12 protein-coding genes are annotated in these 13,622 nt (G+C 57.4%); 1 reads left to right on the forward strand and 11 read right to left on the reverse strand.

Annotated features, from left to right (window positions below):
- Window positions 1-17: 17 nt before the first annotated feature.
- Window positions 18-1,049 carry an N-acetyl-gamma-glutamyl-phosphate reductase gene (argC, locus tag BN874_RS16400; RefSeq protein ID WP_034435321.1) on the reverse strand — a complete coding sequence of 344 codons (1,032 nt, stop codon included), beginning with the start codon at window positions 1,047-1,049 and terminating at the stop codon, window positions 18-20.
- Between the two features lie 177 nt (window positions 1,050-1,226).
- Between argC and BN874_RS16405 the strand changes: the two genes are divergently transcribed.
- Window positions 1,227-1,727, forward strand: a complete 501-nt coding sequence (locus tag BN874_RS16405; RefSeq protein WP_034435323.1) for a TlpA family protein disulfide reductase — start codon at window positions 1,227-1,229, stop codon at window positions 1,725-1,727.
- A 100-nt stretch (window positions 1,728-1,827) separates the two neighbouring features.
- Here the strand turns inward: BN874_RS16405 and BN874_RS16410 are convergent, their stop codons facing one another.
- The 10 genes from BN874_RS16410 to hemA form a co-directional block, all read right to left on the reverse strand.
- The gene (locus BN874_RS16410) at window positions 1,828-3,018 is read right to left on the reverse strand and encodes a polysaccharide deacetylase family protein (protein ID WP_034435324.1); all 1,191 of its coding nucleotides are present in this window, start codon (window positions 3,016-3,018) and stop codon (window positions 1,828-1,830) included.
- 138 nt (window positions 3,019-3,156) lie between these two features.
- Window positions 3,157-4,620 carry a polysaccharide deacetylase family protein gene (locus BN874_RS16415; protein ID WP_034435325.1) on the reverse strand — a complete coding sequence of 488 codons (1,464 nt, stop codon included), beginning with the start codon at window positions 4,618-4,620 and terminating at the stop codon, window positions 3,157-3,159.
- 135 nt (window positions 4,621-4,755) lie between these two features.
- Window positions 4,756-6,228 carry a glycogen synthase GlgA gene (gene glgA / locus BN874_RS16420; RefSeq protein WP_034435326.1) on the reverse strand — a complete coding sequence of 491 codons (1,473 nt, stop codon included), beginning with the start codon at window positions 6,226-6,228 and terminating at the stop codon, window positions 4,756-4,758.
- Window positions 6,229-6,329: 101 nt separating this feature from the next.
- Window positions 6,330-7,610: an alpha-amylase family glycosyl hydrolase gene (locus BN874_RS16425; protein WP_034435329.1), complete on the reverse strand. Its 1,281-nt coding sequence runs from the start codon at window positions 7,608-7,610 to the stop codon at window positions 6,330-6,332.
- A 164-nt stretch (window positions 7,611-7,774) separates the two neighbouring features.
- Complete coding sequence (gene bfr / locus BN874_RS16430; protein ID WP_034435330.1) at window positions 7,775-8,239, reverse strand: bacterioferritin; 465 nt, start codon at window positions 8,237-8,239, stop codon at window positions 7,775-7,777.
- Between the two features lie 21 nt (window positions 8,240-8,260).
- Complete coding sequence (locus BN874_RS26510; protein ID WP_081756464.1) at window positions 8,261-8,548, reverse strand: (2Fe-2S)-binding protein; 288 nt, start codon at window positions 8,546-8,548, stop codon at window positions 8,261-8,263.
- Window positions 8,549-9,076: 528 nt separating this feature from the next.
- Window positions 9,077-10,246 carry a GGDEF domain-containing protein gene (locus tag BN874_RS16435; protein WP_034435331.1) on the reverse strand — a complete coding sequence of 390 codons (1,170 nt, stop codon included), beginning with the start codon at window positions 10,244-10,246 and terminating at the stop codon, window positions 9,077-9,079.
- A gap of 129 nt (window positions 10,247-10,375) precedes the next feature.
- Window positions 10,376-11,224, reverse strand: coding sequence for a peptide chain release factor N(5)-glutamine methyltransferase (gene prmC, locus BN874_RS16440; protein ID WP_034435332.1), 849 nt, complete (start codon window positions 11,222-11,224; stop codon window positions 10,376-10,378).
- Window positions 11,221-12,303 (reverse strand): peptide chain release factor 1, encoded by a 1,083-nt coding sequence (gene prfA / locus BN874_RS16445; protein ID WP_034435333.1) that lies wholly within the window; start codon window positions 12,301-12,303, stop codon window positions 11,221-11,223. Before prfA ends, prmC begins: the two co-directional genes overlap by 4 nt.
- Entirely contained in the window at window positions 12,300-13,571 is a 1,272-nt protein-coding gene (gene hemA / locus BN874_RS16450) for a glutamyl-tRNA reductase (RefSeq protein WP_034435334.1), read from the reverse strand. Before hemA ends, prfA begins: the two co-directional genes overlap by 4 nt.
- Between the last annotated feature and the right edge of the window lie 51 nt (window positions 13,572-13,622).

Raw genomic sequence — 13,622 nt, forward strand, 5'->3', positions numbered from 1 at the left:
AACTGTGTACCCTCAAATCAGGGTAGCAGGGCGATTTGTCCCAGTCCGGTCATTTCCGGCAGGTCGAACATCAGGTTCATGTTCTGTACCGCCTGTCCTGCGGCACCCTTGACCAGATTATCGATCACCGACAACACCACCACCGTTTTGCCGTTTTGCGGACGATGCACCGCCATCCGGCACTGGTTGGCCCCGCGCACACTGCGAGTTTCGGGATGCGATTTTGGTGGCAGTACATCCACGAATGGCTCAGTCGCGTAACGGTGCTCAAACAGCGTCTGCAAATCAGCATCGGGATGGGTCAAAGTGGCGTACAGCGTAGCGTGAATGCCGCGAATCATCGGGGTCAGGTGCGGCACGAACACTAGATTGACTGCTGAGTCCGCTATTGCTGCTAGACCTTGGCGGATCTCCGGCAAATGGCGGTGTCCTGGAACGCCATACGCCTTGAAGTTGTCGCCGGCCTCGCACAGCAGAATACCAACCTCGGCCTTGCGGCCGGCACCACTGACTCCCGACTTGACATCGGCGATCAACGAGCAGGGATCAACCACACCCGCTTGCAGCAGCGGCAGAAAACCGAGTTGCACCGCTGTCGGGTAGCAGCCGGGATTCGCCACCAGCCGGGCAGTGCGGATCGCTTCGCGGTTGACTTCGGGCAGGCCGTAGACCGCTTCCGCCAGCAACTCCGGGCAGGTGTGCGGCATCCCATACCACTGTTCCCAGTCCTCAACCCGTCGCAACCGGAAATCAGCCGCCAAGTCAATGACTTTGACGCCTGCCTCCAGTAGCATCGGCACACTTTTCATCGCGGTGCCATTGGGTGTGGCGAAAAACACCACATCGCAGGTTTTCAGCACGGCATCGTCTGGTTCAACGAACGCTAAATCCACCCGACCGCGCAGATTGGGAAACAGTTGGCTGACCGGGAGACCCTTTTCGCCCCGCGAAGTGATGACCGCCAGATCCGCCGCTGGGTGCGCCGCCAGCAGCCGCAACAATTCAACTCCGGTGTAGCCGGTTCCTCCGACAATGCCTGTTTTAATCATGCGTTCAATCTACCTTGAAGCCGTTATGGGAAAACGTGAATCATAAGGCGTTCGCCCTGCCGCGCAAACCAGGACGGCTCTGGCATAATCACCCCTGGCCACTTTCAGCGGTCGCTGCGGTCTGAGGGTGATGCAGGATTGTCCGCCGCTAACATCAGCCCTTAGGAGATCTAAGTTGTGAAGTTGAATAAAGAAACTGTGATTGCCAGCATCGCGTTGATCGTCGTTCTGGCTGTTGCCGCCGTCTGGCTGATGCCCGCCGGACTGCGCCAGGCGCCGCCACTGGTCGGCCAGACCCTCGACGGTCGTACTCTGACGCTGGAACAATTGCGTGGTAAACCGGTATTGGTGACCTTTTGGGCGACGACTTGTCCATCCTGCATCGAAGAAGTGCCGCATCTAATCAGTCTTTACCGGGAACTCCATCCGCAGGGACTGGAAATCATCGGGGTGGCGATGGCCTACGATCCGCCGGATCAGGTGCGGGCCATGGCGATGCAGCGGCAAATCCCTTATCCCATCGTGATGGACAGCCAAGAGCGTATCGCCCAAGCCTACGACAATGTGCGGCTGACCCCGACCACAGTGCTGATTTCGCCGGAAGGCCGGATCGTGCATTACCAGCTCGGATTACTGAATATGCCGAAACTGCGCGAAACCATTCGAGAGATGTTGTAGCTGCGGAACACCGATGGGCGGTCAGGTCGCTGGCCGGCTGGGATCATCGGCTAAAGTGGATGACGCAACGCGACCTGGGTGTATTTCACACCTGCCCGGATTAAATGAAACAGGCATTGGCTCGATCCAGACACTCGCACGCCTGATCGAGATCGGCATGACAGCGCATGACCCACGCATCGCCCCAGAAGAAATTGCAACTGGTTTCCGCCCGCAATACCCGCCAGTGTGCTTCCTCCAGCAAATTAAGTAGCTCCCGGTTTTGTGAGCCGATAGGGGTGGCATTGCCCAGCGCCGCCAGCACCGCCTGGCTGATCTCGTCCAACCGGATCAGGGCGTCTTTCTGCGCCGACGTACCCGACCATTGCACGAAATCACGACCATCGTGCCAGCCGGTATTCCATGCGCCCGGCCCGACCGTGACCTCGCCATGGGTGCCAAAGCGATTGAGATAGTCATGGATGAATGTCGGCTGGATCGCGGTTGCGTTGGCTCGCGCCTGATCCAACAGCGGTTTATAGAAGGCATCCCAGAAATTGCTGCCGGGTGCGGCGTTACGAAACCAGCCGCCATTTTCGCCATCGCTACAGGTTGTCACCAGCGCTGGGAAATCGCAGAACTGGGTACGCTCCCGGACTTCCCGGGTGAACCACTCCAGATCCATGCCTGACTCCTGGGCATTGGACAATTCACGGTCGCGCACAATCACAATGATTTCCTCGCCGCCAAAGCGGGCGATATGCGGCCGGTAGCGCACTTCGTCCCAGCGCATCGGTGTCACCGGTTGCACATGCTCGCTATCTACCAGCACAAAGCGATAACCACGCCGCCGCAACAACGGGATCATCTCCATGCAAAACCCCATTTCCGGTGGCCAAAACCCCTGAAAATCGCTGTTAACGAACCAACGGTGGGCGATACCACGCCAGCGGTCGATGTGTGCATCCCAATCGGCTGGGGGAATCAGCGGGAACACCGGATGATAGTAACCTGTAGCTAAGTTATTAATAATTGAAGTATTTGTTAGGTTTCCCAGCAGTGCCGCACAGTCCACCATCCCACGGGCCCGGTCTTGAAAATCCGGGTCTGACAGAGTCTCCAACAGGGTTCCAGACAGCGCCAGATGCACTCGCCCGACATCCTGATGCTCCCACAATGAGCGAGGAATACGGTCAATCGTAAACAGAATCTCCCTGGCCTCCGGCTTGTTATAGGCCAGCAGGTGATCCAGGTTGCCAGCCGGCTGGTGCAGGCTCAGCACGAGCGCATGATAAAGAGCGTTGTCCGCCATAATTCAGCCTCCTTTGTGGTCGGTAGTGGCAGCAGCGGGCGGAACCCTTGCCACCGCTTGCCACTACCATGATTTTTTAATGACAAGCTAGATTTTTTAATGACAAGCCAACGCGGACGCGGCCAGGTAATCCGAACCTTAAAAGTCGGTTTCGACAATGGCGCTGGCTCGTCGGCAGAGCTCACGCCCATAGTCGGTCCACAAGCCCTGTCCCCAATAGCGGTAGCAACTGGTCTGCGAACTCATCAGATTGAACAGGGCGTTGCGATAGCGTGGATCGTTGGACGACACCCCCGGCTTCAACACTTTTTCGTGGAATACCGAACTGGCTTTCTCCATCGGTCCGAGGACATTGTCGTAGCCGCGTACCCAGGAAATGTCATTGGTCCAACTGCCGCCTTCCATGTGGAAGCGCCCATCTTCCTTCTTCAGTTCGGCAATCACCTGCTCCAACTTTTCCGGCCCGGCGCCCGGGGTAAATCGCTCCCAGATCCGTTTCTGGAACGAGGGCTGGATCGTAGGCAAATCGGATTCCTTGATCCCCATCGCGAACAGGTGTTCCAGATATTCGGAACCATTCATGAACGACACATCCGAGCCGGACGACTCTCGCACCGAATCCATGAACTTGCCGGGGAATTCATTCATCATTACCCCGCCGTTCTCCCCGTCAGCGATTTGGGTGACCAGCGGCGGCACCGATTTCCCGGCCAGTTCCCAGCGTGACAGACTCTTGGCTTCGTAATAGGGCTGCATCTGCGCCACCAGCTTGGTGTCGCTGCCCTGGGTCTTGATAATGGCGATGATGCTGACGGTTTCGCCCTTGGAGTTGGTGCAGACCAGCCGGTGCGGCAGGTGCTTTTTCTCCAGACCGTGGCCGTTTTCCGGTTGCTCTACGGTGTGTTCCTGCACCAGCAACCACTGGTAGCCGCAGTCCACCAGGGTCTTGATATAGGCGTAGGCGGTGTCGGGATGATTCGGCAACGCCATTTCCGAGGGTGAAAACCCGCGTACCCGCGCCAGCGCTTCCAAACCGAAGATTGCAGCAAAATGGTGTTGCCAAGCCTTGACGTGCAGCCGGAAATCCTGCGCCGGGGTTGAGGGCGCCACCGCGTGACCCCATGGACAGCCCAGCCATTCAATGCCGCGCCGATAGTCGGGATTGCAACTGGCGTTCTTCAGCGCATCGAACACGTCGTTCAAACCCATGGCGCGCATCCCGTGGAACAGGGTGCCGGAATACTCCAGCATCACCCGAGGTTCCTTGCCTTCATTGATCAGTTGTGGGACGAATTCGCCGATCCGTTTGTAGCACCAGTGAAAGGCGGGCGCATTGTAGTTATCGCCGATGTGCTGGTTATCCCACATGTACTTGAGATTGCTGATCACCGCCGCTGTGGACAGATCGCCACCACCGGCGGGAATCAGCGGCTGGTGCATGTGCAAGGCGATGGCGCAGGCGGCGCGAATATGATCGAAATCAATGCGGCTTTCCGGCAGGTACGCGGGCTTGGCGCGACCGGCGCGCAGGGTCTCTTCCACGAGCGGCTCCGAACCGCAGATATTCGGCAAACCGTCAACATACTCTGGAAGCTGGCTCATGCGTGTCACTCTCCTCTACTGGCTGGGCTTGCTGGATGAGCAGAAATGGCCTTGGCCGCAAGATCGCGGCCAAAACCGTTCCTGCGGGTACTGACGCTGACATCAGGGCGCTGGCTCGTGAGATCGCAGCCGCCCTTATTTACAGCGGATATGTTCGTAGATGTTCAAGTAATCCTGACCGGGCCGACACCACGAATAGTCGCAGCTCATCCCGTGGGTGACCAACTGGCGGAAGTCATCGGGATAGGTGTACCACAGCGCAATGGCACGATGCATCGCCGACTCGACCCCTGCATTATCCGCCCCTTGAAAGACATAGCCATTGCGTTCTTCCCACGGCTTGTGGGAATAGTCTTTATCAAACACGGTGTCCTTGAGACCGCCCACTTCGCGCACAATCGGCACTGTGCCATATTTCAGGGCGATCATCTGGGTCAGCCCGCACGGCTCGAACAGGCTGGGCATGATGATCATGTCGGATCCGGCATAGATCAGGTGCGACAACTCTTCGTCAAAGCCCAATTCCAGATGGCAGTCCGGGCTGTCGTTGAGGTGGCGCTTGAGATTCCAGAAGTGCTGATTGATATGCGGATCCGGGCTGGAGCCGAGCAGCACAAACTGGGCATTGTTGCGCAAGGCGTAAAAGATAGCGTGGCTAATCAGGTTGACGCCTTTTTGACTATCCAGCCGACCGACGTAAGCAATGATCGGCTTGTAATCCTTTTTTAGCCACAGCCGGTCGCGCAGTGCCTCCTTGTTGACGTATTTGCTATCCAGCGTTTCGATGCCATAGCGTTCGGGAATATGCGGGTCGATCTCTGGGTTCCAGATATCGTAATCAATGCCATTGAGTACCCCGCCAAACTTGCCCTGATGCGTGTTCAGAACCGGACCCAAGCCGCTGCTCTGATCGGTGAAGCGAGCCTCGTGGGAGTGGGTCGGCGACACCGTGGTCACAAAGTTGGAGTAGACGACGCCGCCCTTCATCAGGTTGACAGCAGTGTGATTAAAGTTGTCACGCAGCCGGTCGTAATTGAAATAGTGGGCGATATTGGTCAGGCCGGTGGCCCACAGCGCGTATTCACCGGTCAACCCCTGATGTTTGAAGTTGTGGATGGTATAGCAGGCCCGCGATCCCCCCATTCCGGCGTGGGCGTACTGCTCGAACAGCAGTACCGGCACCAGTCCGGTCTGCCAGTCGTGGCAATGAATGATATCGGGCCGACGATTGTCTTTCAGCATGAATTCCAGCGCCGCCTTGCTGAAAAAGGCGAAGCGGCTGACATCGTCCTGAAAGCCATAAAAATGACCCCGATTGAAGAAATTTTCCGGGGAATGCGGCTCAATGAAGAAGCACTTGCGACCCTGGACAAAACCGAACCAGACCGTGCAGTGGATGGCACTGTTATACCAAGGCACCCACAAATCTCTCATGCTGACTTGCAGGCCCCAGATCTGGTCATAGCGCATGCAGTCATACTTCGGCAGGATGATATGAACCTCATTGCCACGGATTTCCAGTTCCCGGCTCAGGCCAAAGATGACATCCGCCAACCCGCCGACTTTTGCCACGGGGGCACATTCGGGAGCAATCTGCACAATGTACATAAGCTTTCATCCTTTTTTCGTATTCTGGGCGCGGGCCTTGCGACCCAAACCACTACCCTCACCACCGGTAAAACGGCTTGAACCGCAACTGAAACCCTCGTCTAGTGCGGCAGATGATCGCGGCTGGTGACCATCACGAAGGCCTGACCCGGACGTAAATCGTAGGAAAACGGCCGCGGAATGTATTCCATAGCGTATTCCGGCGACACATCCATCAGCGGTGCGCCAGCCTGAATGTAGGTTCCCAGGTTTTCGGCGTAAAAATACTGATGATTATGAGGGTCTTTGTTGAGAATGATCAGCGCTTCGTCGTGGGTCTTGGCCGAGGCTTTCCACATGACCAGGATATTCGGGTTCTGGTAGGGCAGCACCGTAGTGGGACACTCTTCCTGAAACACCGTGTACTGGCGCTTGATCGCGTTAACGGTGGTAATGAACTCGCACAGGTCGGCATTGGGCTGTTCCCAGTCACTGGGCCGGGTGTTAACCACATGCAGCCGATGGCGGAAGCCATATTCGAAGCCCACCGGGATCATCACCCCGGCGGAAAACAGGGCGGAAAACAGGTAGTGCTGCTTCATCGCCGCCTCGTTGCCGTTGACCTCCTGGAACAACCGCTCGGTATCGTGGCTTTCCGGGAAGCTGACCGACGGCGCGATTTCGCGCACCAACTGATATTGCTCCATTAGCCAGGCGCCGTTGAAGTCCCACCACTTGGAACTGTTGAACACATAATCGAAGCCGGCTTGGGCGGTTTGTTTGGTCTGGTCGGCGGTGCAGCCCAAGGTTTCGGCCAGGAACGCGGTATCGGGGTATTTTTGCCGGATTTCGCGAATCAGCCGGCCCCAGATGTGGCCGGGAATCTGGTAAGCCGCATCGCAGCGAAAACCCTTAAAACCCAGTTCCAGCAGATATTCGACGATCTGGTAGCAATATCGGTAAAGCCCTTCCTGATCGGAACTGTGCTGGTGGTTGAACAACGCCAGATCACCCCACACCACTTTATGACCGTCTTCCATGCAGAACGGATGGGCGGCGCTGCCGTTTTCCTGGACGAACCATGCTGGGTGTTGACGGGTCAGTTCGGAATCGAAGGCGCAGTGGTTGATCACCAGATCAACCATCACTTTAAGCCCCAGCTTGTCGGCGGTGGCGAGCGCCGCCTTGATCTGCTGGTCAGGGGAGAGTTTGGAGTCCGGATCGACCAGCAGTGGATTGAGTTGAAAGTAATCAACAATCGAATAAAGGCTGCCGGAATAACCGGGCTTCTGGACGGGATTGATGAAGATCCAGTCGAAGCCCATATCAGCCGCCCGCTTAAAGTGCGGTTCCCACTTCCCGAAAGGGCCGGCCAGCAAAGGAAAAAGGTTATAGATGATCATCGACGACTCTCTGAGTTTTTCGTGCTGAAACCTCGGTCACGAAGGAGCGACCGGTCGGTTAAGCCGGTTAATTTTGAAGTACGGCATTCACTAGCGAGGATCGTAACACGAAACCGCCGGGTAGTTCACCGCCCAGCGGGCGGGCGGTGCCGACGGGTGGATCGTTACAACTGGGTGGGCAGGTAAGCGGGCAGGCCAAGGCGGTTGATCAATCCCAACTGGGTTTCCAGCCAGCCGATGTGTTCTTCTTCGCTGGCGAGAATGGCCGCTAGCAGGTCGCGAGTAACGTAGTCACCACAACTTTCGCAATAACCGACTGCTTCCCGGTAGAGCGGGTGTGCCAGCAGTTCGAGTTTAAGATCTCCGCGCAGGATTTCTTCGACGTTCTCGCCGATATACAGCTTGCCGAGATCTTGCAGATTGGGCAAACCCTCCAGTGCCAGAACCCGCTGAACCAGCCGGTCAGCGTGTTTCATCTCATCAATGGATTCCTCGTACTCGTGCTGACCGAGTTTAGCGAACCCCCAGTTTTCCAGCAGGCGGGCATGAAGGAAATATTGACTGATCGAGGTCAGTTCGTTCTTGAGTGCCTTATTCAGGTACTCGATTATCTTGGTATCGCCTTTCATCGGAGAGTACTCCTGGTAGAGTTACGGATCGAGAGTGAACCAGGCCGCCTGCGCTGGAGCAGGGGCTACGGAGACTGGCGGTGAGGAGGCGTTCACGGGGGGTGGCAGTGACGCGGAGTTTATGGGAACTGGCGGCTGCGTAGTCAAACAGAGGTCGAGCCACTCGTTAATGCTATCCAGGCATCTACCGCAATCGCGACCGATGCCCAACTGAACATTCAAATCGCCCACGGTACGCGCTCCCTGCTCGACCGCATGGCGGATTTGTTGGTCGGAAACCGATTTGCAGATGCACAGATACATAACCATAACCTTTTTGGCTGAAATTGTTAGCGGGATTCTGCCTAATCGCTAGTAGAGACTGTCCAGCAGCGGTTTAGTTGCGAAACCCGGTATTCGCCAGCAATCAGGCGCTGGTGTAAAAGCCATCTCTTTCCACTTTATCATCGCGGGTTGGTACGACAATAGCCTGTGATTCTTCAATCTCTTCCGAGCTAATACCTTCCATCCATGCTGGTTATAGGCTCAGTTTCTTTTCAAATCATTACCTCAGAAACTGTAGTATTCTTCATCCAATTCATTAAAACATTCCTTTTCAGAATTTTCGCTAATGAACCTTATGTCGTCATATCGGTGAAAACAGGTATCTATTTTTTTCAATAGGTTACTGGATTTCTGCTGACGCAGGAATGGCAGATAGCGAAAGTCCCGTCTTTTATAAAGCTTTTCTTGGGACTCGACGGGGGTATTCAGCTCATATCGGCTAAGTTACGGGAGTCAATCCTGGAGCGATCAATGATTAGAGCCTCAACCAACCAGATGCTTGTTCCAATCCACTCATTCCTGCGCCAGCGGGAATGCAACCGGTTGGCATTCGAGCCGGTCGCGGCCGCTCCGTTTGGCTCGGTATAGCGCGTCATCAGCCTCGCGCAGCCATTGACTGGTGCTGGTGCGGGGATCGAACTCGGCCAATCCGATGGATGCGGTGATGCTCAGGATCGTTTGATCGTGAGTAATGCGCAGCGAGCGTATGGCTTTCAACAACCGTTCGCCGAGCGCGAGCGCTGTCTTTAGGGGAGTTTCCTGCAAGATGATGGCGAATTCCTCGCCGCCGTAGCGGGCGACAAAATCGGACTTGCGCGGGAAAGTGTACAGGCAGCAACCTGACAGTTGCTTGAGTACCAGATCGCCTACCGGATGGCCAAAACTATCGTTGACGGCTTTGAAATGATCGACATCCAGCATCAGCAGACAAGCTGGCTGCCCAGACAGTCGGTGCAGTTCGCAAACACGGGCTAATTGTTCATCGAAAGCCTTGCGATTATAAAGCCGGGTCAGCGGATCCAGCTCCATTTCGTGCCGCGCTGCGTCCAGTTCACCGCGCAGGGTCTGAAGCCGGGTGGTCATCTCCTGGAATGCCTGCTGGTGCCGCTGGTTGCGCTCTTCGGCAATCCGGCTAATCAGATCGACAGCACGCATGGCTTCCCGCGACAGAATATCCAGCGGCGCATTGGTTTCAATGGTAGTTCTAAGCTGATTGATAACCACAGCGATCCGTGACTGCTCTTCCTGATCCTCGGCAAGAACTGCGCCCAGGGTTTGCACGAAATCACCGATGACCTGGCGCGTGTCTTTGAATTGATGGGTAACGTAAGCGCTTTCCTTGCGGCGCAGGTCAGCGGCAAACTGCCGCAGACCGTGCCAGTCGCGCAGTTGCGGATCGGCTGGCACTACTCCAGCGTCGGCGACCGGTTCCATACTATCCGGGGGCGGAGCGACTACTAAAACATGCCGCGCCCATTGCTCGCACTGCTGACGGATGCTCTTGGCATTGAGTCCATCCAGGTCGAAAGCGTACTTGCCCCAGACGCGCAATACCGCGCCCAAGTTATCCAGTGCCATTTTTTCCAGTTCCGACGCCACCGGTTCAGGTTCACCGTCCGCACGCACTACCGGATTTTCCGGTGGGGTCGGGGAATTCGTCTTTTTACTCCAGAAATTTGCCATGGTTTTTCGGATCGCTGCGGATGATGTGGGGCGCGTAGGGTCCGTAGACTATAAAACTATAGACCAAGACCGGTTTCGATTTCTTTTTGACCATGTTCACCGCAGGCGGGGTCAGCAGCAGCCCATCGTTCAAGCCCGCCAGCGCCCACAACTGATCCGGCTAATCCCAGCAGCATCCCGATGATCGCTCACGGCGACGAAACCCCGTTCCCACAACAACTTCGATACTGCCTCGCCTTGGTCGTAACCATGCTCCAGCAGCAGCCAGCCATTGGGTTTCAAATGATCCGGCGCTTGAGCAACGATGACCCGCAGCGCATCCAGTCCATCCAGGCCGGCCACCAGCGCCGCTGGCGGTTCAAACCGCAGTTCGCCGCGTTGCCAGTGTGGATCGGTGGCGGCGATATAGGGCGGATTGGACGCAATCAGATCGAAATGTTCGCCGGCCAGCGGTTCGTACCAGTCGCCTTCTCGAAATTCCACATTGCGAATCCCTAACTGCCGGGCATTACGGCGGGCGACGGTCAACACTGCCGGACTGCGGTCGGTGGCGACGATTCGCGCCCTTGGCCGTTCCACCGCCAGCGCCAGCGCGATTGCGCCGCTGCCGGTGCCGAGATCGGCTAACGCAGCAAGCCGATCTACGGGCAACTGCTCCAGTGCCAGTTCCACCAGCCGTTCGGTTTCCGGACGGGGAATCAGGGTGTCCGGGTTAACTTCCAGTTCCAGTGACCAGAACTCGCGCCGACCCAGGATATAAGCCACCGGTTCGCCGGTCAGCCGGCGTTCCAGCCAGGCACCGAAGCGGTCAGACGGTTCCTGTTCCGGTTGCCGTTCCGGCCAGGTGAACAGATAGCTGCGCGGACGATCCAGCGCCGCCGCCAGCAGCACTTCGGCATCCAGTCTGGGGGTAGCGCTGATTTCGGCCAATCGCCGGACGGCATCGGCCAGTAATTCGCGGAGAGTAGCGGCACTCACTCCGCCAGCGCCGCCAGCAGATCCGCCTGATATTCGTTAATCAGCGGTTCGACGATAGCATCGAGATTTCCGGCCAGCACATCGCCGAGTTTGTACAGGGTGAGATTGATCCGGTGATCGGTGATCCGCCCCTGGGGAAAGTTGTAGGTGCGGATGCGCTCGGAGCGGTCGCCGCTGCCCACCTGCAATCGGCGACTCTGGGCTTGGGCAGACTGCTGCTTCTCCCGCTCCCCGGCCAGTAATTTGGCTTGCAGCAGCGACATCGCCCGTGACCGGTTTTTGTGCTGGGAGCGCTCGTCCTGACATTCCACCACAATGCCGCTGGGCAAATGGGTAATGCGGATTGCCGAATCGGTCTTGTTGATGTGCTGACCGCCGGCTCCGGAGGCGCGATAGGTGTCCACGCGCAAATCGCCAGGATTGATGTCGATCTGTTCGATTTCCGCCAGTTCCGGCAACACCGCGACGGTCGCGGCAGAGGTGTGAATGCGGCCCTGCGCTTCGGTCACCGGCACCCGTTGCACCCGGTGCGCGCCGGACTCGAATTTCAGCCGCGAATACGCGCCCTGGCCGATGACGCGGGTGATGACTTCCTTATAGCCGCCGTGTTCGCCGAGACTTTCGCTGAGGATTTCCAGCGTCCAGCCGCGCAACTCGGCATAGCGCCCGTACATCCGCAGCAAATCGCCGGCGAACAGCGCCGCCTCATCGCCGCCGGTGCCGGCGCGGATTTCCAGAAACAGGTTGCCGGCATCGTGTGGATCGCGTGGCAGCAGCAGCAGTTGCAGCACCCGTTCCTGTTCGGCACGGCGGGCTTCGGCGTCCTGCAATTCGTCCTGAGCCAAGGCGCGCAGATCAGAATCAGTGTCAACGGCCATATCGCGGGCCGCATCCAAATCGTCCAGAGTGCGGCGATAACCCCAAAACCCGGCGGCCACCGGTTCCAGTTGGGCGTATTCCACCGACAGGGTGCGGAAGCGGTCGTTATCATTGATGATTTCAGGCGTAGCCAGCAATGCGCTGACTTCTTCATGCCGGGCTGCCAGTTGTTCCAGCTTGGCGAGCATCGAAGGATTCATCGGCAGGGATTTCCGGCGCGGTCCAACTGATACAGGGTTTTAATCAGATTCAGCATCTCGGCATCGCCTTGAGCGGCGGCTTCACGCAGACCGGCGCAGGGTGGGTGAATGAGCTTGTTGGTCAGGATGTTGGCAAGAATGTCCAGCACTGCGGCGGGATCTTTGCCGTGAGCCAGTTGCCGTCGGGCACGCGCCAGCGCCTCATCACGGATGGTTTCGGCCTGCTGGCGCAAGGCACGAATACTGGCGACGCTGTCCTGGGTCCGCAACCAGGCCATGAAGTGTTCAACCTGGCTGTCAATAATTTCTTCGGCTTGATCGGCAGCGGCTCGGCGCGAGCGCAAATTGTCCTGAATGATGTCCTTGAGGTCGTCCACCGTGTACAGATACACGTCATCGAAATCAGCCACTGCCGGGTCAATATCCCGTGGCACCGCCAAATCCACCATCAACATCGGTCGGTGTCGCCGCTGTTTCAGACAATCGCGCACTTGGGCTAACCCCAGCATCAAGCCGGGACTGGTGGTGGACGAAATCACCATATCGGCCTCGCCCAGATGGGCGGGAATTTCATCCAGAGCGATGGCATAGCCGTCGAATGGAGCGACCAGAGCGTGTGCCCGTTCCAAAGTACGGTTGGCCACGATTAGCCGACCGACGCCATTTTCATGCAGGTGGCGAGTGACCAGTTCAATGGTGTCGCCGGCGCCGATCAGCAGCGCGGTGCGCTTGGGCAGGTCGGCGAAAATCTGTTTGGCCAGCCCGACCGCAGCGAACGCCACCGATACCGGACTGGCGCCGATGCGGGTGTCGGTGCGTACCTGCTTGGCGACGGCGAAGGTATGCTGAAACAGCCGCTCCAGCCGGGATCCGAGGGTGCCGGCGCTGTTGGCGGTCTGATAGGCCGCCTTGACCTGACCAAGGATTTGTGGTTCACCCAACACCAGTGAATCCAGCCCGGCGGCAACCCGTAAAATGTGGCGTACCGCCCGCTGTTCGGTGTGCTGATAGAGATAGGGTTGCAGATCAACGGTCCGTAGCGTGTGATAATCGCCCAGCCATTCCACCACCCGCTGACCGTCCTCGCCTTTTAGACCACAATACAGTTCGGTGCGATTGCAGGTCGATAGGATGGCCGCTTCATGGGCGCCGCCATGGTCAAGCAGATCCTGCAAGGCGTTGCTCACCCGGTCAGGCGCGAACGCCACTCGTTCACGAACGCTGACCGGGGCGGTTCGGTGATTGAGGCCAAGAGCCAGAAGAGACATGGATTGCGGTTGGATGAGGCCGAAAAATGATGGGATTCTGCTGAATAGAAT

Source organism: Candidatus Contendobacter odensis Run_B_J11 (assembly GCF_000531125.1).
GTDB lineage: Bacteria > Pseudomonadota > Gammaproteobacteria > Competibacterales > Competibacteraceae > Contendibacter > Contendibacter odensensis.

Excerpts from the sequence above, each read along its gene's own strand:
- argC (WP_034435321.1), bottom strand. The coding sequence starts at position 1,049 with ATGATTAAAACAGGCATTGTCGGAGGAACCGGCTACACCGGAGTTGAA.
- BN874_RS16410 (WP_034435324.1), bottom strand. The coding sequence starts at position 3,018 with ATGGCGGACAACGCTCTTTATCATGCGCTCGTGCTGAGCCTGCACCAG.
- BN874_RS16415 (WP_034435325.1), bottom strand. The coding sequence starts at position 4,620 with ATGAGCCAGCTTCCAGAGTATGTTGACGGTTTGCCGAATATCTGCGGT.
- glgA (WP_034435326.1), bottom strand. The coding sequence starts at position 6,228 with ATGTACATTGTGCAGATTGCTCCCGAATGTGCCCCCGTGGCAAAAGTC.
- BN874_RS16425 (WP_034435329.1), bottom strand. The coding sequence starts at position 7,610 with ATGATCATCTATAACCTTTTTCCTTTGCTGGCCGGCCCTTTCGGGAAG.
- bfr (WP_034435330.1), bottom strand. The coding sequence starts at position 8,239 with ATGAAAGGCGATACCAAGATAATCGAGTACCTGAATAAGGCACTCAAG.
- BN874_RS26510 (WP_081756464.1), bottom strand. The coding sequence starts at position 8,548 with ATGGTTATGTATCTGTGCATCTGCAAATCGGTTTCCGACCAACAAATC.
- BN874_RS16435 (WP_034435331.1), bottom strand. The coding sequence starts at position 10,246 with ATGGCAAATTTCTGGAGTAAAAAGACGAATTCCCCGACCCCACCGGAA.
- prfA (WP_034435333.1), bottom strand. The coding sequence starts at position 12,303 with ATGAATCCTTCGATGCTCGCCAAGCTGGAACAACTGGCAGCCCGGCAT.
- hemA (WP_034435334.1), bottom strand. The coding sequence starts at position 13,571 with ATGTCTCTTCTGGCTCTTGGCCTCAATCACCGAACCGCCCCGGTCAGC.